Source organism: uncultured Microbacterium sp. (genome assembly GCF_937927635.1).
In the GTDB taxonomy this organism is placed as follows: domain Bacteria; phylum Actinomycetota; class Actinomycetes; order Actinomycetales; family Microbacteriaceae; genus Microbacterium.
The window spans coordinates 166,243-188,269 of the sequence record NZ_CALBRW010000025.1 but is presented as its reverse complement, the minus strand read 5'-3'; the positions used below and the strand labels follow the sequence as shown (position 1 = coordinate 188,269).

General features: G+C 69.7%; 19 protein-coding genes. 14 read left to right on the top strand and 5 right to left on the bottom strand.

All coding sequences use genetic code 11. The annotated features are described in order from the left end of the window. Nucleotides 1–5: 5 nt before the first annotated feature. Nucleotides 6–932, bottom strand: coding sequence for a LysR family transcriptional regulator (locus tag Q0568_RS13060; RefSeq protein ID WP_298867220.1), 927 nt, complete (start codon nt 930–932; stop codon nt 6–8). Nucleotides 933–1,020: 88 nt separating this feature from the next. Between Q0568_RS13060 and tdh the strand changes: the two genes are divergently transcribed. The 4 genes from tdh (at nt 1,021) to Q0568_RS13040 (ending at nt 4,278) form a co-directional block, all read left to right on the top strand. Next, the gene (tdh, locus tag Q0568_RS13055) at nt 1,021–2,064 is read left to right on the top strand and encodes an L-threonine 3-dehydrogenase (RefSeq protein ID WP_298867218.1); all 1,044 of its coding nucleotides are present in this window, start codon (nt 1,021–1,023) and stop codon (nt 2,062–2,064) included. Nucleotides 2,065–2,075: 11 nt separating this feature from the next. Continuing rightward, nucleotides 2,076–3,254: a glycine C-acetyltransferase gene (locus Q0568_RS13050; protein ID WP_298867216.1), complete on the top strand. Its 1,179-nt coding sequence runs from the start codon at nt 2,076–2,078 to the stop codon at nt 3,252–3,254. Nucleotides 3,255–3,448: 194 nt separating this feature from the next. After that, complete coding sequence (locus Q0568_RS13045) at nt 3,449–4,057, top strand: helix-turn-helix domain-containing protein (protein ID WP_298867214.1); 609 nt, start codon at nt 3,449–3,451, stop codon at nt 4,055–4,057. 2 nt (nt 4,058–4,059) lie between these two features. After that, entirely contained in the window at nt 4,060–4,278 is a 219-nt protein-coding gene (locus Q0568_RS13040) for a hypothetical protein (RefSeq protein ID WP_298867211.1), read from the top strand. A 25-nt stretch (nt 4,279–4,303) separates the two neighbouring features. Here Q0568_RS13040 and Q0568_RS13035 read toward each other — a convergent pair whose 3' ends face one another. Further along, the gene (locus Q0568_RS13035; RefSeq protein WP_298867209.1) at nt 4,304–5,743 is read right to left on the bottom strand and encodes an MDR family MFS transporter; all 1,440 of its coding nucleotides are present in this window, start codon (nt 5,741–5,743) and stop codon (nt 4,304–4,306) included. Between the two features lie 75 nt (nt 5,744–5,818). Between Q0568_RS13035 and Q0568_RS13030 the strand changes: the two genes are divergently transcribed. Next, entirely contained in the window at nt 5,819–6,421 is a 603-nt protein-coding gene (locus Q0568_RS13030) for a TetR/AcrR family transcriptional regulator (RefSeq protein ID WP_298867207.1), read from the top strand. A 12-nt stretch (nt 6,422–6,433) separates the two neighbouring features. Here Q0568_RS13030 and Q0568_RS13025 read toward each other — a convergent pair whose 3' ends face one another. Both Q0568_RS13025 and valS read right to left on the bottom strand, forming a co-directional pair. Next, the gene (locus Q0568_RS13025) at nt 6,434–6,649 is read right to left on the bottom strand and encodes a hypothetical protein (RefSeq protein WP_298867205.1); all 216 of its coding nucleotides are present in this window, start codon (nt 6,647–6,649) and stop codon (nt 6,434–6,436) included. Beyond that, nucleotides 6,649–9,222 carry a valine--tRNA ligase gene (gene valS / locus Q0568_RS13020; protein WP_298867203.1) on the bottom strand — a complete coding sequence of 858 codons (2,574 nt, stop codon included), beginning with the start codon at nt 9,220–9,222 and terminating at the stop codon, nt 6,649–6,651. The genes Q0568_RS13025 and valS overlap by 1 nt, the downstream gene beginning before the upstream one ends. 167 nt (nt 9,223–9,389) lie before the next feature. On the opposite strand from valS, the gene Q0568_RS13015 reads away from it, so the two are divergent. The 4 genes from Q0568_RS13015 to Q0568_RS13000 are packed head-to-tail and all read left to right on the top strand — an operon-like array spanning nt 9,390 to nt 14,290. Then, the gene (locus Q0568_RS13015) at nt 9,390–11,024 is read left to right on the top strand and encodes an ABC transporter substrate-binding protein (RefSeq protein ID WP_298867201.1); all 1,635 of its coding nucleotides are present in this window, start codon (nt 9,390–9,392) and stop codon (nt 11,022–11,024) included. A 7-nt stretch (nt 11,025–11,031) separates the two neighbouring features. Then, a complete protein-coding gene (locus Q0568_RS13010) occupies nt 11,032–12,009 on the top strand; it encodes an ABC transporter permease (protein WP_298867199.1) in 978 nt (325 codons plus the stop codon). Then, nucleotides 12,006–12,809 carry an ABC transporter permease gene (locus tag Q0568_RS13005; RefSeq protein ID WP_298867196.1) on the top strand — a complete coding sequence of 268 codons (804 nt, stop codon included), beginning with the start codon at nt 12,006–12,008 and terminating at the stop codon, nt 12,807–12,809. The genes Q0568_RS13010 and Q0568_RS13005 overlap by 4 nt, the downstream gene beginning before the upstream one ends. Continuing rightward, a complete protein-coding gene (locus tag Q0568_RS13000; protein WP_298867192.1) occupies nt 12,806–14,290 on the top strand; it encodes an ABC transporter ATP-binding protein in 1,485 nt (494 codons plus the stop codon). Before Q0568_RS13005 ends, Q0568_RS13000 begins: the two co-directional genes overlap by 4 nt. 126 nt (nt 14,291–14,416) lie before the next feature. Here Q0568_RS13000 and Q0568_RS12995 read toward each other — a convergent pair whose 3' ends face one another. After that, nucleotides 14,417–15,067: a pentapeptide repeat-containing protein gene (locus Q0568_RS12995; RefSeq protein ID WP_298867190.1), complete on the bottom strand. Its 651-nt coding sequence runs from the start codon at nt 15,065–15,067 to the stop codon at nt 14,417–14,419. 229 nt (nt 15,068–15,296) lie between these two features. On the opposite strand from Q0568_RS12995, the gene Q0568_RS12990 reads away from it, so the two are divergent. From Q0568_RS12990 to ndk, 5 genes are all read left to right on the top strand, one after another. Continuing rightward, entirely contained in the window at nt 15,297–16,136 is an 840-nt protein-coding gene (locus Q0568_RS12990) for a DUF559 domain-containing protein (RefSeq protein ID WP_298867188.1), read from the top strand. A 335-nt stretch (nt 16,137–16,471) separates the two neighbouring features. Further along, entirely contained in the window at nt 16,472–19,798 is a 3,327-nt protein-coding gene (gene ileS, locus Q0568_RS12985; protein ID WP_298867185.1) for an isoleucine--tRNA ligase, read from the top strand. Further along, nucleotides 19,795–21,147, top strand: a complete 1,353-nt coding sequence (locus Q0568_RS12980; RefSeq protein ID WP_298867182.1) for a folylpolyglutamate synthase/dihydrofolate synthase family protein — start codon at nt 19,795–19,797, stop codon at nt 21,145–21,147. Before ileS ends, Q0568_RS12980 begins: the two co-directional genes overlap by 4 nt. Beyond that, complete coding sequence (locus tag Q0568_RS12975; RefSeq protein ID WP_298867180.1) at nt 21,144–21,563, top strand: DUF4233 domain-containing protein; 420 nt, start codon at nt 21,144–21,146, stop codon at nt 21,561–21,563. The genes Q0568_RS12980 and Q0568_RS12975 overlap by 4 nt, the downstream gene beginning before the upstream one ends. After that, entirely contained in the window at nt 21,553–21,969 is a 417-nt protein-coding gene (gene ndk, locus Q0568_RS12970) for a nucleoside-diphosphate kinase (protein WP_298867178.1), read from the top strand. Before Q0568_RS12975 ends, ndk begins: the two co-directional genes overlap by 11 nt. Nucleotides 21,970–22,027 lie beyond the last annotated feature (58 nt).

Sequence of the window (22,027 nt, the reverse complement as noted above, 5' to 3'; positions counted from 1 at the left end):
CGAGCCTATGGGGTGTGCGTCGCGGCATCCGTCAACCGCGCCATCACGCGGGTCAGCGCCTCGATCACGAGCCGCACCGAGCTGCGGCGCAGGTTCTCGGGGCGGGTCAGCACGTCGATGGTGCGCAGGGTGTTCACGCCACGCAGCGGCAGGCGCACGATGTCGCGATCGTCCACGCTGCGCGAGGTGTACCGCGGCAGCAGGCCGATCGCGTCGCCGGCGGCGATCACCGCGGCCACCGCGCCGTAGTCGTTGATGCGGTGCTGCACCTGCACGGGCCGGTTGGCGATGGCCGACACCGCCCGCAGCACGTCGTCGGGGGAGTAGCCGACGCGGCTGGTCACCCAGCGTTCACCGGCCACGTCGGCAGGAGAGAGCGAACGACGCCCGGCCAGCGGATGCTGCACCGACACCGCCACGTCCAGCGGCTCGCGCACCAGCGTGACACTGCGGATGCCGCCGGTGGGCCACTGCGCGGAGTGCTCCATCCGATGCGCCAGCACCAGGTCGTAGCGGGCGGTCAGTGCGGGGAACTCGCTCTGCGCGACATCCTCGTCGGTGAGGTGCACGGCCGGTGCCGGGCCGGATGCCGCCAGTTCCCGCACCAGCGGGCCGAACAGCGCCTGGCCGGCACTGTGGAACCCACTGAGGCTGACCGAGCGTGCGGCGTCGTGCTCGAACTCGTCCAACGCGTTGCGGGCGGCGGCCATGGCGTCGATGGCCTCCGCCCCCGCCGCGGCCAGCACCTCGCCGGCGGACGTCAGCGCGAGCGTGCGGCCGTTCTTGCGCGTCAGCGGCGTGCGGAATCCGCGCTGCAGTGCCGCCAGCTGCTGCGACACGGCCGACGGGGTGACGCGCATCGCCTCCGCCACGGCGGTGACGCTGCCGAGGGCCCCGAGCTCCCGCAGGATCTGCAGCTGATGGAGTTCCACACCCCGATCCTATTGTTAAGCATCCACTGAATGAACCGTGCAGGAGAAGGCTGTTGCTCTACAACGTCGAATACGGTCAGATCGAAGCATGAAGGCTCTTTTCAAGCCCGCCGCTGCCGCCGGGCTGGAACTCACCGAACGCCCCGATCCCACCCCCGGACCCGCCGACGTCATCATCCGCGTCCTGCGCACCGGCATCTGCGGCACCGACCTGCACATCCGCCGCTGGGACGACTGGGCGGCATCCGCTGTCGCCGCCCCGCTGGTGCCCGGCCACGAGTTCTACGGCGAGGTCGTGGAGATCGGCGATCAGGTGCGCGACATCGCAGTGGGTGACCGCGTCTCCGGCGAAGGCCACATCGTCTGCGGCACCTGCCGCAACTGCCGCGCGGGACGCCGGCAGATGTGCATCCGCACCATCGGTCTGGGCGTGCAGCGCGACGGGGCGTTCGCCGAGTACCTCTCGCTGCCGGCCACCAACGTGTGGAAGCACCACGACGACGTCACGCCAGAGCTCGGCGCCATCTTCGACCCGCTCGGCAACGCCGTGCACACCGCGCTGACCTACCGTCTGGTGGGCGAGGACGTGCTGGTCACCGGGTGCGGCCCGATCGGACTGATGTCCATCGCCGTCGCCCGGCACGCCGGCGCCCGCTTCATCACCGCCACCGACGTCAGCGCGCCGCGGCTGGAGATGGCGAAGGCCATGGGCGCCGACCAGGTCATCGACGTCTCGAAGCAGGACATCCGCGAGGCGCAGGCCGCCCTCGGCATGCGCGAGGGGTTCGATGTGGGCTTCGAGATGAGCGGTGCGCCGAAGGCGCTGCCTGCCATGATCGACAACATGAACCACGGCGGGCGGATCGCCATGCTGGGCCTGCCCGGCGCCGGGTTCAGCATCGACTGGGGGAAGCTCGTCACCCACATGCTCACCATCAAGGGCATCTACGGCCGCGAGATGTTCGAGACCTGGAACGCCATGGGCGCCATGCTGCAGACCAGCGCCACGCTGCGCGAGTCGATCAGCCGCGTGATCGCCGAGGTCATCCCCGCGCGCGAGTGGGAGAAGGGCTTCGACGCCGCAGCGGCAGCCGGCACCGGCAAGATCATCCTCGACTGGACCCAGCTTTAAGGAGCACCGCGATGTACACCACCTTCAAGGACCACCTGGCCGCCGAGCTCGCCGGCATCGAAGAGGCAGGGCTCACCAAGCACGAGCGCGGCATCCGCGGCCCGCAGAGCGCCGAGATCACCGCGGACGGCGCCGAGGTGCTCAACTTCTGCGCCAACAACTACCTGGGCCTCGCCGACGACCCGCGCATCCTCGCTGCCGCGAAGGGCGCCCTGGACGAGTGGGGCTACGGCATGGCCAGCGTGCGCTTCATCTGCGGCACGCAGGAGCAGCACCTGGAGCTGGAGCGGCGGTTGGCGGCGTTCCTCGGCACCGAGGACGCCATCCTGTACTCGTCCTGCTTCGATGCCAACGGCGGCGTGTTCGAGACGCTGTTCTCGGCCGAGGACGCCATCATCTCGGACGAGCTGAACCACGCGTCGATCATCGACGGCATCCGCCTGTCCAAGGCCCAGCGCTACCGCTACCGCAACAGCGACATGGCCGACCTCGAGCAGCAGCTGAAGGATGCCGCGGACGCCCGCTTCCGCGTGATCGTCACCGACGGCGTGTTCTCGATGGACGGCTACATCGCAAAGCTGCCCGAGATCTGCGACCTGGCCGAGAAGTACGACGCGCTGGTCTTCGTCGACGACTCGCACGCCGTGGGCTTCATCGGCGACAACGGCCGAGGCACCCCCGAACTGTGCGGGGTCAGCGACCGTGTGGACATCTACACCGGCACCTTCGGCAAGGCGCTCGGCGGCGCGTCCGGCGGGTACGTCGCCTCGCACCGCGACATCGTCGCCCTGCTGCGCCAGCGCTCCCGTCCGTACCTGTTCTCGAACACGCTGGCGCCCGCGATCGTGGCCGGCACGCTGACCGCCCTGGATCTCGTGGAGGGCTCCGCCGACCTGCGCGCCCGCCTGCGGTCCAATGCGGAGCTGTTCCGCTCCCGTATGACCGAGGAGGGCTTCACGCTGCAGCCGGGGGAGCACCCCATCGTGCCCGTCATGTTCGGCGACGCGGCGCTGACGGCCCGCATCGCGGCCGAGATGCAGAAGCACGGCGTGTATGTCACGGCGTTCAGCTTCCCGGTGGTGCCGCGAGGGCTGGCGCGCATCCGCGTGCAGCTGTCGGCCGCGCACACGCCCGAGCAGGTGGAGCGCTGCGTCACGGCGTTCGTCGCGGCCCGGGATGCCGTGAGCTGACGCGTCCACGTCACCCCGAGACCCCTCCGCATCGTCGAGACCCCTCGTGGTCGACGTCGCTGCGGAGGGGTCTCGGCATTCGTGAGGGGTTTCGGCATCATGGGCGGGGCGACGGAGCGCAGAAGAGTCTCTGCAAAGAATTTCATGCAAAGAAGTAGTTGCAAAGAAATGCTTGCAAGAGTATCTTTGCATGCATGACGGAGAACGATGAGGGACGGACGCTGGATGCCGGGGCGCTGAAGGCGCTGGCGCACCCACTGCGGGTTCGCATCTACGACCTGCTCAGCGAGCGAGGGCCGCAGACCGCGAGCACCCTGGCCGCGATCATCGGCGAGACCTCCGGCGCGACCAGCTACCACCTGAGGGCGTTGGCCGCGAAGGACCTCATCCGCGAGGTCCCGGATCGCGGCACAGCCCGCGAGCGCTGGTGGGAGCGCCCGAAGGGGCGCATCAACCTCCCCGGTCCCGACGACACGATGTCGCCGGCCAATCGTGCGGCAGCGCAGATCGTCACCTCCGAGTTCTTCCGCCTGCGGCACCAGACGCTGATGGACTACCTCAACCGCCCCACGGCCGATCAGCCGGAGGAGTGGCGGGATGCCGGGCTCGTGATGACCACGATGCTCGATCTCACGCCCGAGCAGATGCTCGAGGTGCGCCAGGAGCTCTCCGACCTCGTCGATGCCGTCGTCGAGCGGTATCGCGGCCAGGAGTCACAGCCCGGCACCCGGCGCGTGTCCCTGCGCGCCGAGATCTTCGATCTTCCCGCGGCCGGCAGCCGCGGCGTCCCGAACCAGGAGTGACCATGACCGCCGCCGTGCTTCACCTCGCCGCGCCGACCGCCCTCGAGCGTGGGCTGCTGCGTCTTGCCGCCACCATCACCTCGTACGCCGAGCACCGTCGCGAACGCCGCGCCGAGCGCCACGAGATCGCGCTCGACATGCTGCGTGAGCAGCGGGTGCGCAAGCGCGATCCGCGTGCACTCGACGTCGCCCTGCTCTCCCTGGGGTCGCGACCGCGGTAGCGGTCCCTGTGAGCGACTCATCGCCTCAGTGCCTCGACCCGGCCGCGGCAGGAGCGCCCGACGTGACCGGCGTCGTCCGCCCCGGCAGCACCAGGCAGACGCCCACGGCCACCACGGTGAACCCGACCGCCCACCAGAATGCCGTGTCGAAGCCGGATGCCAGGCCGGCGAGGCCCGTCGCGCCGTGCGTCGTCGCCTCGAGGATCACGGCGAGCAGTGCCGTGCCGAAGGAGCCGCCGAGCTGCTGCGCCAGTCGGGTGATGATGCTCGCGTGCGGCACCTGGTCGCGTTCGAGGCCGACGAAGGCGACGGACATCATCGGGATCATCAGCGCGCCCATGCCGAAGCCGCGCAACACCAGTGCGATCATCAGCCAGATCATGCTCGTGGTGGAGTCCGCGACGGCGAACGGGACGGTGGCCAGGCCCATGACGACGAACCCGGCGATCGCCACGCTGCGCGCGCCGAGGGCGTCGGTCAGCCGCCCGGCGAGCACGCGGCTGAGCAGTGCTCCGACGCCCTGGGGTATCAGCAGCAGGGCCGCCGCGAGCACGTCCGTGCCGCGGACGATCTGGAAGTAGAGCGGCAGCAGCAGCATCGACCCGTAGAGGGCGGCGCCGGACAGGAAGAGGGCCGCGCTCGAGGTCGCCACCGTCCTCCGTCGCAGCAGACCCATGTCGATCAGCGCGTTGGCGGGTCGGCGCACCTGGCGGAGCACGAACGCCACGGCCAGCACGATCCCGGCGACGACGGGCGCCCAGACATCCAGACGCGAGAAGCCGCCGACCTGGCTGACGTTCGAGAGCCCGTACAGGATGCCGACCAGGGCCGGCGAGACGAGCACCATGCCCACCCAGTCGAGGGGGAAGCGGCCCCGTGGCGGGTCGGACGGCAGGAACCGCCATGCCAGGACGAGCCCGATCAGGCAGAACGGCACATTCACCCAGAAGATCCCGTGCCAGTCGAACCAGGTGAGGATGAGTCCGCCGAGCGTCGGTCCGATGATGGGGCCGAGTGCTGCCGGCAGGCTGACCATCGCCATCAGGCGGCCGAGGGCGGCCCCGGGCGGCACCTGCTGCACCGCCAGGGGGGCCATCAGCGGCATCATCAGCCCGCCGCCGATGCCCTGCACGACGCGGAAGGCGATCAGGCTGGGGGCATCCCAGGCCATGCTGCACGCGATCGAGGCCAGCAGGAAGAGGGTCAGGGCGAGCATCCAGAGGCGTTTCCCGCCGAGCCGCGCCTGCGCCCAGCCGACGATGGGGATGGCGACGCCCAGGGCGAGCAGATACGCCGTGGTCACCCACTGGATGGTGCTGACGGGAACGGCGAGATCGGTCGCGAGCGTGGCCAGCGAGACGCTCATGATGGTGCTGTCGAAGATGACCGGCAGTGCACCGGTGATCAGGACCAGGGCCGAGACGATGGCGCTGCGCGGCACGGTCGGCGCTGCGGGGGAAGTCATGGGAGCTCCTCCACTTAAGATACATGACTGTATCTACAGTTCTCGGAGTGTACGCGCGTCGGATAAGATACACAAATGGATCTTGAAAAGCCGATGAAGCGTCGCCGCGGGCAGGAGCTCGAGGATGCGATCCTCGCCGCGGCCTGGGCGCAGTTGGTCGATCGTGGCTACAACGCGTTCACGATCGACGCGGTCGCCGAACGGGCGGGCACCAGCCGGTCGGTGATCTACCGGCGCTGGCCCGATCGGGACGACCTTCTGGAGGCCGCGATCGCGACCGGCCTGAATCAGGGCCGCGAGGTGACTCCGCCGGACACCGGCAGCCTGCGTGGGGACATGATCGAGGTTCTTCGGCGGTCGAACCGGCTGCGCGGATCGATCGCACCCCTGATGAGCGTGCTGATGGGCGCCTACTACGCCGATTCTGGCCGCACGTTCGGCGACGTGCGCGAGCGGGCGCTGGGGCCGCGTGGCGGCGGACCCATCGACACCATCCTGGAGCGAGCCGTCGCGCGAGGCGAAGCGGACGCCGCGAAGCTCACCTCGAGGGTGCGGTCGGTTGCCGTCGACCTGTTCCGCCACGAGATGCTCATCACCGCGGCGCCCCTGCCGGACGAGGTGATCGACGAGATCGTCGACGACGTGTTCCTGCCGCTGGTCCGCCCCGACAGGCAGTGACCAGCGCCGGGCTCAGTCCTCGAAGGGACGGGCGATGACCTCGCCGGATGCCGTGAGCAGGACCTCCCACCCGGCATCCAGCTCCGCCAGCGGGCGCCCCTCCAGCCAGGTCAGGGTCCAGTGGCCCGTCAGCCCCCGGCCCTCCACCTCGGCGATCGCCGGGCGGAGGGCCGCAGGGACGGATGCCGGGGGCTCAGCGCCCACGGCCCAGCGCGTGCCGAGCTGCATCACGCCTCCGGAACCGGGGCCAGCTCGATGGCCGTGACGGCCAGCTCTTCGGCCTCCGCGAAGGCGAGCTCGGAGATGCGGCCCACGGCGCGCAGGTCGTCGGCGGCCGCACGCAGCGCCTCGAGCTTCGCGGCGGGCGCGGAGATGGTCGCCGTGGCGACGGGCGTCTTCTGCGAGGCCTTGGCCTCGGTCTTGGCTCGGCGGATGCCGATCAGCGCCTCACTGGCGGTGGCGAGCACAGCCGTGTCGCCCTCGATCTCGAGCGCGACGGGCCACGCGGCGGTGTGGATCGAGCCCTCCTCGAACCAGCTCCACGCCTCCTCGGTCGCGAACGAGATGATCGGGGCCAGCAGCCGCAGCAGCGTCGACAGCGCCAGGCGCAGCGCGAGCGCAGCGGATGCCTGTCCCACGTCGGTCTGGTCGTAGGCGCGCTCCTTCACGAGCTCCAGGTAGTCGTCGCAGAACGTCCAGAAGAACGACTCGGTGACCTCCAGCGCCTTGGCCTGGTCGTAGTTCTCGTACGCGGCCGTGGCCTCGCGCACCACCTGGTCGAGGGTGGCCAGCATCGAGGCATCCAGGGCATGCGTGATCTGCGCGCCCTCCGGGACGGGGAACGACAGCACGAACTTCGCCGCGTTGAGGATCTTGATCGCCAGGCGGCGGCCGATCTTCACCTGTGTGGGGTTCTGCGGGTCGAACGCCGCATCCATGCCCAGCCGGCTGGACGCCGACCAGTACCGCACGGCATCCGATCCGTGCTTGTCGAGGATGTCGGCGGGGGTGACCACGTTGCCCTTGGACTTGGACATCTTCTTGCGGTCGGGGTCCACGATGAAGCCGGAGATGGCGGCGTTTGCCCACGGCGCGCGCTGGTCCTCCTCGGTGGAGCGCAGCATGGTGGAGAACAGCCAGGTGCGGATGATGTCCTGGCCCTGCGGGCGCAGGTCGAACGGCGCCACCGTGTTCCACAGCTCCTCGTCGCGCTGCCAGCCGCCGGCCAGCTGCGGGGTGAGCGAGGAGGTGGCCCAGGTGTCGAAGATGTCCTGCTCGGCCACGAAGCCGCCGGGCATGCCGCGCTGCTCCTCGGTGTAGCCGGCGGGCACGGAGCTGGTCGGGTCGATCGGCAGCTCCTCGTGCGACGGGGTCAGCACACGGTCGTAGTCGCGCTCGCCGTTCTCGTCGAGGCCGTACCAGATCGGGATCGGCACGCCGAAGAAGCGCTGGCGCGACACCAGCCAATCGCCGGTGAGCCCGCCCACCCAGTTCTCATAGCGCACGCGCATGAAGTCGGGGTGCCAGGACATCTTCCGGCCGTTCTCCAGCAGCTGGTCGCGCAGCTGCTCGTCGCGGGCGCCGTTGCGGATGTACCACTGGCGCGTGGAGACGATCTCCAGCGGGCGGTCGCCCTTCTCGAAGAACTTCACGGCGTGGCTGAAGGGCTTGCCCACCTCGATGAGCTCGCCCGATTCGCCCAGCAGCTCCACGATCGCCTTGCGGGCGCTGAACACGGTCTTGCCGGCCAGCTGCGCGTACGCGTCGCGACCGGCATCCGAGGTGATCGCCTCGGGAGCATCGGCCAGCACGCGGCCGTCCTTGCCGAGGATGGTGCGGTTGGGCAGGTCCAGCTCGCGCCACCACACGATGTCGGTCACGTCGCCGAAGGTGCAGATCATGGCGATGCCGGAGCCCTTGTCGGGCTGCGCGAGGTGGTGCGCCAGCACGGGCACCTCGACATCGAAGATCGGGGTGCGCACGGTGGACCCGAAGTACGGCTGGTAGCGCTCATCGTCGGGGTGCGCGACCAGCGCCACGCAGGCCGCCAGCAGCTCGGGGCGGGTGGTCTCGATGTGGATGTCGCCGGAGCCGTCGCTCTTGTGGAACGCCAGCCGGTGGTACGCGGCCTGCTGCTCGCGGTCCTCGAGCTCGGCCTGCGCGATGGCGGAGCGGAAGTCGATGTCCCACAGCGTGGGCGCCAGCGACTGGTACGCCTCGCCGCGCTCCAGCCCGCGCAGGAACGCCAGCTGGCTCTGCCGGATGGTGTCGTCGGAGATGGTGCGGTAGGTCTGCGTCCAGTCCACGCTGAGGCCCAGCTGGCGGAACAGCGCTTCGAACTGCTTCTCATCCTCGATGGTGAGCTCTTCGCACAGCTCGATGAAGTTGCGGCGGCTGATGGGCAGCTGATCGGCCGGCTTCAGGCTCTTCGCGTCGCCGTGGAACGGCGGGGTGAAGTCGGGGTCGTAGGGAAGGGAGGGGTCGCAGCGCACGCCGTAGTAGTTCTGCACGCGACGCTCGGTGGGCAGGCCGTTGTCATCCCAGCCCATCGGGTAGAACACGTTCTTGCCGCGCATGCGCTCGAAGCGCGCCTTGATGTCGGTGTGCGTGTACGAGAACACGTGGCCGATGTGCAGGCTGCCGGATGCCGTGGGCGGGGGAGTGTCGATGGAATAGACGCCCGTGCGGCCGGACGCCGTGGCCTTGGCGCGATCGAACAGGAAGGTCCCCTGCTCGTTCCAGCGCTCACCCCACTTCGCTTCGAGACCTTCGAGTGCGGGCTTGTCGGGGATGGCGGACATGAAGGTCTCCTTGAGCAATGTGTGCGGCACTGTGTGAGCGTGCCTGAGTGTGGGTTGTGGGGAGATTCTATCGGCTGAATCTGGAGGGCGCGTAGATCGACCGCGTCCAAGAACCGCCGGTACGATGGAGGCACACCCCTTTTCCCGCACTCTTCCGAGGTCCCCGAATGCCTTCTCTTCCCGTGCGCCGTCTTCTTCCCCTGGCCGCTCTCGCCGCAGCATCCGCTCTGGTGCTCAGCGCGTGCGCCGGTCCGGCATCCGATTCCGGCGCGAAATCCGGTGCGAATCCGGATGCCGAGATCACCTGGGCCATCGAGGGCGCCAACCTCTCCAACGGCAAGATGGACCCGCAGTCCAGCCAGCTCGACTCCACAGCCATGGTGCAGCGCCAGGTGCTGGACTCGCTGGTCTACCAGGAGGCCGACGGTACGTTCTCGCCGTGGCTGGCCAAGAGCTGGAAGGTCTCCGACGACGGAAAGATCTACACGTTCACGCTGCGCGACGACGTGACCTTCACCGACGGGACCGTGTTCGACGCGGCCGCGGTGAAGGCCAACTTCGACCGCATCGTCGACCCCAAGACGGAGTCCGCACAGGCCGCCGCCATGCTCGGCGGCGACCTGTACGCCGGCACGAAGGTCATCGACCCGCACACCGTCGAGGTCGACTTCACGAAGCCCTACGCCCCGTTCCTGCAGGCCGCCAGCACCACGCAGCTGGGGTTCTGGTCGCCGAAGGTGATCAAGAGCGCGGGCGATCAGATCAAGGCCGGCGGCCCCGACGTCAACGTCGGCACCGGACCGTTCACGATGACCTCGTACACCGCGAACCAGGAGATCGTCTACACCCGCAACGACGACTACGCGTGGGGTCCCGACGGCGCCAAGGCCCCGAAGGTGAAGACGCTGCGCGTGGAGCTGCTGCCGGAGGCATCCGTCCGTGCCGGCGTGGTGGGCTCGGGTGAGGCGCAGATCGCGAGCAATCTGCCGCCGAGCGCGGTCAAGACCCTCGGCAAGGACATCACGGTCACGGCCAAGGAGTACCCGGGCCTGCCGTACTCGCTGTTCCTGAACGAGAAGTACGGCGTGTTCGCCGACCAGAACGTGCGCCACGCGTTCGAACTGTCCATCGACGTGGATGCCGCCGTCAAGCAGATCTTCTTCGGCCAGTTCCCGCGCGCCTGGAGCATCCTCGGCCCGACCACGCCCGGTTACGACGCCTCGCTCGAGGGCACCTGGACCTTCGACCCCGAGAAGGCGAACCAGCTGCTGGACGAGGCCGGCTGGACCACCCGCGACTCCGACGGTTACCGCACCAAGGACGGCACGCGCCTGTCCGCACGCTGGATCGCCTGGACGCCGGTCTCCGACGAGCACACGGCCATGGCCAACGCCATCCAGTCCGACCTGAAGAAGGTCGGCTTCGAGATCAAGCGCGAGACGCTGGAGCCCGCGGCCTACAACGAGCAGTACGGCCCCAGGACCTACGACATCACGGACTGGGACTTCTCGGGTGTCGACCCCGACCTGCTGCGCAGCCACCTGGGCACCGACGGTTTCCAGAACGCCTCGGTGGTCAGCGATCCCGCCGTGGACAAGCTGCTGCAGGACGGGCTGTCCACCACCGACCCCGCCGCGCGCGCGAAGATCTACCAGCAGGTGCAGCAGTGGAACGCCGAGAACGTGGCCATCGTGCCGCTGTACGTGTCCTCGGCCATCACCGCGACATCGAAGGACGTCAAGGATCTGACCTACGACCTGTACGGCCGCCCGCTGTTCTACACCGTGAGCCTCGCCGGCTGAGATCCGCGTGCCACGCGCTCTGACCCGGATCGCCGGGATCGCCGCATCCGCCGTCATCGTCCTGTGGGGCGCGGCGACGCTGGCGTTCCTGGCGTTCCGGGTCATCCCGGGCGACGCGGTCACGGCCATGCTGGGCCCGCAGTCGCAGGTCAGCGAACAGGTCAAGGCCGGTATCCGCGCCGATCTGGGGCTGGACCGGCCGCCGCTCGTGCAGTACCTGTCGTACCTGGGCGGACTGCTGCGCGGCGATCTCGGGCGCTCCTACCAGCTGCGGATGCCGGTGACCGAGGTCATCGGCCGCCAGCTCGGCCCCACGCTGCAGCTGACCGCGCTGGCGCTGCTGATCGCGGTGGTGCTCGCGCTGGCGGCGGCGCTGTTCGCGCGCCGCGGCATCGCCCGCGGAATCGTCGTGGGCCTCGAGCTGGTCGTGCTCTCCTCGCCGGTGTTCTGGATCGGCATCCTGCTGCTGGCGGTGTTCTCGTTCTGGCTGGGCTGGTTCCCGGTCGCGGGATCGCGAACCCCGGCGACGCTCGTGCTGCCCGCCGTGACGCTGGCGCTGCCGGTGGCGGCGCTGATCGGGCAGGTGCTGCGCGACGGCATCGACCAGGCTGAGCGGCAGCCGTTCGCCGAGACCGTGCGGGCGCGCGGCGCGGGGCCCGCGCGGTTGGTGCTGCGGCACTCGCTGCGGCACGGCGCCGCCAATGCGCTGACTCTCGCCGCGTACTTGACCGGTTCGCTGCTGGGCGGCGCCGTGCTCGTGGAGACCGTGTTCGCCCGCCCGGGCCTCGGACGCATCACGCTGGCCGCCATCCTCAACCGCGACCTGCCCGTGCTGTCCGGGATCATCATGCTGAGCGCCCTGGTGTTCGTCATCGTCAACACGCTGGTCGAGCTCGCGCATCCGCTGCTGGATCCGCGGCTGCGCACGAGCCGTGCCGTGTTCGCCGAACAGGCCGCCGGAGCGGTCACGGAGGAGCGGCGATGAGGGCGGCGGGGCTGTGGCTGGCGGCGGCGTTCCTCGCGCTGGTCGCCGTCGCCGCGTTCGCCCCCGACCTGCTGGCGGCGCACGACCCGTTGCAGACCGACGTCATGGCCGCGCTGCAGCCGCCCAGCGGCGCGCACCCGTTCGGCACCGACCAGTCCGGCCGCGACGTGCTCTCCCGCGTGGTGCACGGCGCGGCCCGCTCGGCGGGGATCGGCCTGCTGGCCACCGCGCTGGCCCTCTTGATCGGGCTGGCCGTCGGCGCGCTGTCCGGTGTCGCACCGCGACTCGTCGATGCCGGGCTCATGCGCGTGACCGATGTGCTGATGGCGTTCCCGGAGTTCCTGGTCGCCCTCATCGTGGTCGCCGTCCTGGGCCCGGGTGGTGTCAACGTCGCCATCGCCGTGACCATCGCCGCCGTGCCGGTGTACATCCGGCTGGCACGCACGCAGACGCTCACGCAGCGCTCGACGGAGTACGTCGAGGCGTCGCGCATCCTCGGCGTGGGGCGGATGCGGGCGTTCCGCCGCCATGTCGTGCCCGGCGTGCTGGGCGCGCTGAGCGTGCTGGCCACCATCGGCATCGGCTCGGCCATCCTCGCCGCGGCGGGCCTCAGCTTCCTGGGGCTGGGGCCGGCCGAGCCCGACCCGGAGTGGGGGCTCATGCTCTCGGGCGGGCGCAACGTGCTGGGGCAGGCATGGTGGATCTCGGTGTTCCCCGGCCTGGCCATCACGCTCACCGTCATCAGCGCCACCGTGCTGGGGCGCGCACTGCGCCGCAGGCTGGACGGAAGCGCGGCATGAGCGCCGTGGAGCTGCAGGGGCTGCGCATCTCGATCGACGGACGCCCGGTCGTCGACGACGTGTCGTTCACCGCGGAGCCGGGGGAGTGCCTGGCCATCGTCGGCGAGTCCGGCGCCGGCAAGTCGCTCACCGCCCGCGCCCTGCTGGGACTGCTGCCGACAGGTGCGGTCTCGTACGTGGAGCGGCTGTCGATCGCAGGGACGGATGCTGCGCAGCTGAGCACCGCGGGCTGGCGCAGGCTGCGCGGGCGCGGCATCGCCCTGGTCTCACAGGATGCGCTGGCGGCCCTGGACCCGCTGCGGCGGATCGGACACGAGGTCGCCGAGCCCATGGAGATCCACGGTCTGCGGCCCGGCAACCGCAGGCGATGGGTGCTGGACCTGCTCTCCGAGGCATCCATGCCCGATCCGGAGTGGCGAGCCCGCAGCTACCCGCATGAGCTGTCCGGAGGCCTGCAGCAGCGCGCGCTGATCGCGTCGGCGCTCGCCGCGGATCCTGCGGTGCTGGTGGCCGATGAGGCGACGACCGCGCTGGATGCCACCGTGCAGGCCCGCATCCTCACGCTGCTGCGCGGCATCGCCGACAGCGGCAGGGCCGTCGTGTTCATCAGCCACGACTTCGCCGCCGTGCGCCGGGTCGCCGACCGCGTGCTGGTCATGCGCGCCGGGGTGGTCGTCGAGCAGGGCACCGTCGACGAGGTGATGCGCGCCCCGCGCACCGAGTATGCGAAGCAGCTGGTCGCGGCCAGCACGCCGGCGCCACGAGCATCCTCTCCCGGGCCGGGAGCGACCCTGCTCCGGGCATTCAGCGTCTCGAAGACGTTCGACCGTCCGGCCGTCGTCGAGGCGACCTTCACACTCGGTGCCGGCCGCACGCTGGGGATCGTGGGGGAGTCCGGCTCGGGCAAGACGACGCTGGCGCGCATGATCGTCGGGGTGCAGCATCCGGACTCCGGCGCCCTGGAGTGGGCGTCGCCGCAGCGCGTGCAGCTCGTGCACCAGAACCCGCTCGGGGCGTTCGACCCGCGTTGGAGCATCGGACGCTCGCTGCGCGAGGCGCTGCAGGCGGCAGGCGTGCGGCGGGGTGAACGTGCGGCGCGGGTCGCTGAGCTGCTGACGGAGGTGGGCCTCGACCCGGCGCTGGCATCCCGCCGCCCGCGCGAGCTCTCCGGCGGACAGCGCCAGCGCGCCGCCATCGCCCGGGCGCTCGCCGCAGAACCGCAGGTGCTGGTGCTCGACGAACCGGTCTCAGCGCTGGACCCCACGGTGCGGCAGCACGTGCTGGACCTGCTGGTGCGCCTGCAGGACGAGCGCGCGCTGACCATGGTGTTCGTCTCGCACGACCTGGGCGTGATCGCCTCGGTCTGCGATGACGTGCTGGTCATGCAGCACGGGATCATCGTGGAGCAGGGGCTGACCACCGACGTGTTCACCGATCCCCGGCATCCGTTCACCCGCGAGCTGCTGGCCGCCGGGGCCTGACTCAGCCTCTCACCCCGAGCGCCCCGCGCGCCGAAGTACGCTTCGCGCGGACGGAATCCGAGTGTTCCTCCGCGCCAGGTGCACATCTCCGCGTCGGGCGCTCGCGTGGTCACCGCTCGGCCTGACTCAATCGCGCACGGAGATGCCGGCGGATGCCGCGAACACCGGTGCCAGCTGCTCCACCTGCGCCATGGTGAGGGTCGTGCCGCGCAGGGAGCTCACATCCAGGAATGCCAGGGCGTCGAGGCCGCGCAGGTCGACGTGCTCGGCGCGCATGCCGCGCGTGCCCAACGCGTCGCAGCGGGTGCCCTCGAACGCCATGCGCGTGAGCGTCGAGCCCGGCAGATCCAGCGTGGTGATCTGGCAGTGCTCCACGAGCACGTCGACTGCCTTCGCGCCCGCGAGTGTGAGGTAGTCGATCCGCACACCCTGCAGCTCCAGCTCGTGGATGCGCGCGTCGGTGAGGTCCAGCGTGCCGATCCGTCCACCGGTGATCCGCACGCGCCGCAGATTCGCCTCGCGTGCGGCGAGTGTCGTGACCTGCACGTTCTGCAGGTCGACGTCCATCAGCGTGGCGCCGCGCAGCTCGAGGGCACCGGCGCTGCCTGTCAGCACGCACTGATCCAGCGTGGAGTGCGAGAGGTCGGCATCCCCGGTCAACTCGATCCGCGACGCCTGCAGATCCGCACCGCGCTTCGGCGCAGCCGACTCCAGGTGCGGCGGCAGATCCGGTGCGGAGACCAGGGGCGGGCGGAGATCCTCACTGCGACGGGCCATGCGCTCGACTCTAAGACAATCGACGTCAGCCGCTGTGCGCCCGGCGCGGAGAAGTGCGCTTCGCGCGGATGGAATCCCGGCATCCGTCCGCGGCTGGTGCACATCTCCGCGCGAAGCGCTCGCCGAGGAGAGAACGCATTCGTCCTGCACCATCACGGATTGGATGGAACTCTCCACAATCCGTGGATCTGCAACCTCCGAGCTGGCAGCGAACGCGCAGGCTGTGGAGATGGGCACTGATGTGAACGAGTTGATGGCATTCATCTCGGATCGTGGAGGGGTGGTGCGGGCTGTGCGCGTGACCGAGCAGGGTTTCGGCCGACGCGCGGTGGATGCAGCGGTGGCGCGCGGGCTGCTGGTTCGGCCGCGCCGAGGGTGGCTGGCGGCGCAGGGGACCCCGCGGACGTTCCACGATGCCGCGCGCTTCGGGGTCGTGATCACATGCCGCACCGGTGCTCAGCATTACGGACTGTGGTTGCACGACGCTTCCGGGCCGCTGCATGTCGCGGTGCCGACGACGCGGACCGGGCACGTGGGCGCCCATGCCCGCGTGCACTGGGGTGCGCCGCTGATCCCGCGGGATCCGGATGCCCTGGTCGATCCGATCGAGAACGTGCTGGCCTACATCGCGGAATGCGAACCGTTCGAGCAGGCACTCGCCACGTGGGATTCCGCATTCAACAAGGGGCTCGTCGAGATGGCTGCCATGTCACGGCTTCCGCTGCGTCCTGCAGCGCGTCGAGTGCTCGCCCGGGCGACGCCATTCTCGGATGCCGGTCTCGAGACGTACCTGAGGAACCGGCTGCGCTGGTTGAAGGTGCCGTTGCGCATCCAGACCTGGATCCATGGGCATCGCGTCGACGCGCTCATCGGCGCGCGACTGGTGCTGCAGATCGACGGCAAGCATCACGTGGGCGCACAGCGCACCGAGGACATCAGGCACGCGGAACTGAAGCTGCTCGGTTTCCACGTCATCCGCGTCTCCTATGCGCAGATCATGTTCGATTGGCCCGCTGTTCAGGACCTCATCATGCGTGCCGTGGCTCAGGGACTGCATCTCGCGGCCTGAGGCCATGCGCCTTGCGCGGAGGAGTGCGCTTCGCGCGGGTGGAATCGCGGCATCCGTCTGCGGCTGGTGCACATCTCCGCGCGAAGCGCTCGGAGGCGGTGACGCACAGCGAGCGGCGGCGGGATGCGCGTAGAATGGCCGGACAAGCGCTGATCCGGCCATCACCGGGGAGCTCTCGGAAGAACGCTTCGCTTCGGCGGGGTCACTAGAACCGAGCGGGGCAGGCCCGTCATCGCCGCAGTGAGAGTGGATGCCGCGAGGCGTCAAGCGAGGTGGTACCGCGGCCGTCAGGCCGTCCTCGCAGCAGCATCCGCCCACGACCACTGCGAGAGACGATGACATACCCGCGCACAGCCGGCACCGCGTTCGGCCCGGCCGCCGTCACCCCGAGTCCGCGATTCCCCGAGATCGAGACCGAGGTGCTCGAGTTCTGGAAGAACGACGACACCTTCCGGGCGTCCATCGCGCAGCGCGAGGATGCCGAGGAGTGGGTCTTCTACGACGGCCCGCCGTTCGCCAACGGACTGCCGCACTACGGGCACCTGCTCACCGGCTACGCCAAGGACCTGTTCCCGCGGTTCCAGACCATGCTGGGCAAGAAGGTCGACCGCGTGTTCGGCTGGGACACCCACGGTCTGCCCGCCGAGCTCGAGGCGATGAAGCAGCTCGGGCTCACCGAGAAGCACGAGATCGAGGACATGGGCATCGACGTCTTCAACGCGAAGGCGCGCGACTCGGTGCTGGCCTACACCCGCGAGTGGCAGGACTATGTCACCCGCCAGGCCCGCTGGGTGGACTTCGAGCGCGGTTACAAGACGCTCGACCTCGGCTACATGGAGAGCGTGCTGTGGGCGTTCAAGACGCTCTACGACAAGGACCTCGCCTATGAGGGCTACCGCGTGCTGCCGTACTGCTGGCGCGATGAGACGCCGCTGTCCAATCACGAGCTGCGCATGGACGACGACGTCTACCAGGACCGTCAGGACCCGTCGGTCACCGTCACCTTCCCGCTCACCGGTGCGAAGGCCGAGACGCTGGGCCTCACCGCGGTGCGCGCCCTGGCCTGGACCACCACGCCGTGGACCCTGCCGACCAACCTGGCACTGGTCGTGGGGCCCGACATCGAGTACGTCGTGGTGCCGGCGGGTCCCGACGGCGCGGCCGACGTGGTGGCGGGCGACGATGTCGTCGAGACCGCCGCGCATCGCTACCTGATCGCGCGCGAACTGCTGGGCGGTTACGCCAAGGACCTCGGCTACGAGTCCGCCGCCGACGCGCTCGCCGCCGTCGAGGCCACCCACCTCGGTCGCGACCTCGAGGACATCACCTACGACCGTCTGTTCGACTACTACGCCGACACCGAGACCTGGGGCACCGAGAATGCCTGGCGCATCCTCGTCGACGACTACGTCACGACCACCGACGGCACCGGCATCGTGCACCAGGCGCCCGCCTATGGTGAGGACGACCAGCGCGTGACGAACGCCGCCGGCATCCCGACCATCCTCTCCCTCGACGACGGCGGAAAGTTCCTGCCGAACGTCACCGAGGTCGCCGGCATGCTGTGGATGGACGCCAATCGTCCGCTGATCCGGCTGCTGCAGGCCGAGGGACGGATGCTGCGCGAGCAGAGCTACGTGCACTCCTACCCGCACTGCTGGCGATGCCGGAACCCCCTGATCTACAAGGCCGTGTCCAGTTGGTTCGTGCGCGTCACGGACTTCAAGGACCGGATGCTGGCGAACAACGAGCAGATCACCTGGGTGCCTGAGAACGTCAAGCACGGCCAGTTCGGCAAGTGGCTCGAGGGCGCGCGCGACTGGTCGATCAGCCGCAACCGCTACTGGGGCTCGCCCATCCCGATCTGGAAGAGCGACGACCCGGAGCACCCGCGCGTGGACGCGTACGGCTCGCTGGCCGAGCTGGAGCGCGATTTCGGGCGCCTGCCGCACAACGCCGACGGCGAGGTGGACCTGCACCGCCCGTACATCGACGAGCTCACCCGGCCGAACCCCGACGACCCCACCGGGAAGTCCACGATGCGCCGCATCGAGGACGTCTTCGACGTGTGGTTCGACTCCGGCTCGATGCCGTACGCGCAGGTGCACTACCCGTTCGAGAACCAGGAGTGGTTCGACACGCACGCGCCCGCGGACTTCATCGTGGAGTACATCGGACAGACCCGCGGCTGGTTCTACGTGATGCACGCGCTCTCCACCGCGCTGTTCGACCGCCCCGCCTTCAGCGGCGTGGCCTGCCACGGCATCGTGCTGGGCAGCGACGGCTACAAGATGTCCAAGTCGCTGCGCAACTACCCCGACGTCAGCGAGGTGCTCGACCGCGACGGCTCCGACGCCATGCGCTGGTTCCTGATGTCCAGCTCCGTGCTGCGCGGCGGCAACCTCGCCGTCACGGAGGAGGGCATCCGCTCGGGCGTGCGGGAGTTCCTGCTCCCGCTGTGGAACTCGTGGTACTTCTTCGCCACCTACGCCAACGCTGCGACGGAGGGCGGTTACGAGGCCACCTGGCGCACAGACTCCACGGACGTGCTGGACCGCTACATCCTGGCCCGACTCGGCGACCTGGTCCGCGAGGTGCGCGCCGACCTGGAGGGCCTGGACTCGACCACGGCATCCGCTCGCCTGCGCGACTTCGCGGAGGTGCTGACCAACTGGTACATCCGCCGCTCCCGCGACCGCTTCTGGGAGGGCACCGACACCCAGGCTTTCGACACGCTGTACACGGTGCTGGAGACGCTGACCCGCGTGGCGGCCCCTCTGGTGCCCCTGATCAGCGAGCGCATCTGGCAGGGCCTGACCGGCGGACGCAGCGTGCACCTGACCGACTGGCCGGATGCCGATCTGTTCCCCGCCGCCGATGACGTGCGCGACGCCATGGACGCCGTGCGCGAGCTCTCCAGCGTGGGCAACGCGCTGCGCAAGAAGGAGAAGCTGCGCGTGCGCCTGCCGCTGGCGCGCCTCACGGTCGTCTCGCCGCTGGCGGAGAGCCTCGGCCAGTTCGAGGACATCCTGCGCGAGGAACTCAACGTCAAGTCCGTCGAGTTCGTGCAACTGGGCGAGGGCACCGCGAGCGAGTACGGCATCAGCCACCGCCTGAGCGTGAACGCCCGCGCAGCCGGTCCGCGCCTGGGCAAGGACGTGCAGCGCGTGATCGCCGCCGCCAAGGCCGGGCAGTGGAAGGAGTGGAAGGGCCAGGTCGTCGCCGGCGGCGTCGCGCTCGAGCCGCAGGAGTACGAACTCGTGCTGGAGACCACCGGGCGTCCTGCGGGCGAGGCCCTGGCGCTGGTGCCCGACGGCGGCTTCGTGCTGCTGGACACCGCCACCACTCCCGAGCTGGAAGCCGAGGGCCTGGCCCGCGACGTGATCCGCGCTGTGCAGGACACCCGCAAGAAGGCCGGTTTCGACGTCAGCGACCGCATCCGCCTGCAGCTGCGGTTCGCGGATGCCGCGGATGCGGATGCCGTGCAGCAGGCGTTCGAGCTGGCGGATGTCGCCGGCGAGACCCTCGCACTCGAGCACAGCCTGCTGCGTGCCGGCGACGAGCTCGCCGACAGCGAGTACACCGCCGAGATCGGCAAGGGCGTCTACGCCAACCGCGACGCGTTCACGGTGGCCGTCAGCAGGATCGGAGGTGGCGCATGAGCGACGTCCAGCGTGCCGACGCCGTCTACGACAAGCTCCTGGAGCGCGCGGGGGAGCGCTGGGTGCAGCCTCGCAAGGAGCGGGTCGCCCGCATCCTGACGCTTCTGGACGACCCGCAGCGCACCTACCGCGTGGTGCACATCACGGGCACCAACGGCAAGACGTCCACGGCCCGGATGATCGATAGCCTGCTGCGCGCCCACGGGCTGCGCACCGGACTGTTCACCAGCCCGCACCTGAAGCGCTTCACGGAGCGCATCATGATCGACGGCGAGCCCATCGCGGATGCCGCGATCGCCGACGCCTGGGATGAGATCGAGCCGTTCATCGCGATCGTGGATGCCGAGCTCGAGGCGGCGGGCGACGCCCCGCTGACGTTCTTCGAGCTGCTCACCGTGCTGGCGTTCGTGGCCGCGGCCGACGCGCCGGTCGACGTGCTGGTGCTGGAGGTCGGCATGGGCGGCGAGTGGGACTCCACCAACACCGCCGACGGCGACGTGGCGGTGTTCGCGCCCATCGACATGGACCACGCCGACCGTCTCGGCGACACGATCGAGAAGATCGCCACCGTCAAGGCCGGCATCATCAAGGAGGGCGCACTGGTGGTCTCCGCCCAGCAGCGTCCGGAGGCCGAGGCCGTGCTGCGGCGGTTCGCCGCGGACAAGCACGCCACCATCGCCTTCGAGGGCGACCGGTTCGGGCTGTCCGCGCAGGCATTGGCCGTGGGCGGCCAGATGATCAGCATCCGGGGCCTGGCGGGGGAGTACCCCGACGAGTACCTGCCGCTGTACGGCGCGCACCAGGGCCACAACGCCGCCCTCGCCGTCGCCGCGGTCGAGTCGCTGATCGGAGCCGGGGAGCAGCCCATCGCCGCCGACATCGTCTCGGACGGACTGCACGGATCGACCTCTCCGGGCCGACTGCAGCTGCTCGGCGTCGCGCCGACCGTCGTGGTGGATGCCGCGCACAACCCGCACGGCGCCGCCTCCCTCGCCCAGGCGCTGAAGGACAGCTTCGACTTCGACGAGTGGGGCCTGGTGCTCGGCATCTTCGCCGACAAGGACACCGCGGGCATCGTCGATCAGTTGCTGCCCGAGGTCACCGAGGTGTTCACCACCACGGTCGACTCCGTGCGCGCCGAGGAGGCCGACGCCCTCGCCGACCTCGTCGAAGAGCGCGGGCGCCGTGCCAGCGTGCATCCGACCCTTGCGGATGCCGTGGATGCGGCCCGCGAGTGGGCGTCCGCCTCCGAGCGCCGCGCCGTCATCATCGCCGGCTCGATCCACCTCGCAGGGGAGGCGATCCTGCTCTCCGAGGAGGAGGACTGGAAGAGCGGATGGCGCGGATGAGCGCTCGTACGCAGAAGGCGCGCGCGCCGCGCACGCTGGCCCAGAAGCTCGGCGCGATCGTGCTGGGCTTCGAGTCGGTCGTGGTCTTCCTCGCAGGTCTCACCGTCTACGGGCTCAAGGCGCTGCCGGACACGGTCCCGGACTGGTGGGGGATCGTCGGCGGTGTCGCGCTGGGTGTGCTGCTGATCGCGGTGGCGGGTGCCATCGCGCGCCCCGGCGCCATGGTCGCCGGCTGGATTCTGCAGGGGATCGTCCTGGCATCCGCGATCCTCGTCCCCGCCATCGCCCTGGTCGCTCTGATTTTCGGCGGCATGTGGGGCTATGCGACGATCATGGGGGCTCGGATGGACCGCAGGCACACCCCGCCGCAGAACCCCACCGAGTCTCAGACAGGAAGCGAAAGACATGGCCACTGAAGAAACCCTCGTCCTCGTCAAGCCCGACGGCGTCGCCCGCGGACTGACCGGCACGATCCTCGCCCGCATCGAGGCGAAGGGCTACGCCCTCGTCGACATCCGCCTGGTCGAGCCCGACCGCGACGTGCTCGCGAAGCACTACGAGGAGCACCTGGGCAAGCCGTTCTACGAGCCGCTCATCGAGTTCATGATGTCGGGCCCGTCGGTCGCGATCCGCCTCGCTGGCAACCGCGTCATCGAGGGCTTCCGGTCTCTCGCCGGCACCACCGACCCGACCTCCGCCGCCCCCGGCACCATCCGCGGCGACTTCGGCCGCGACTGGGGCCTGGCCGTGCAGCAGAACCTCGTGCACGGCTCCGACTCGCCCGAGTCCGCTCAGCGCGAGCTGGGCATCTGGTTCGGCTGACACCGGAACGACTGCATGAAGAAGGGGACGTCCGAGGACGTCTCCTTCTTCATATCTG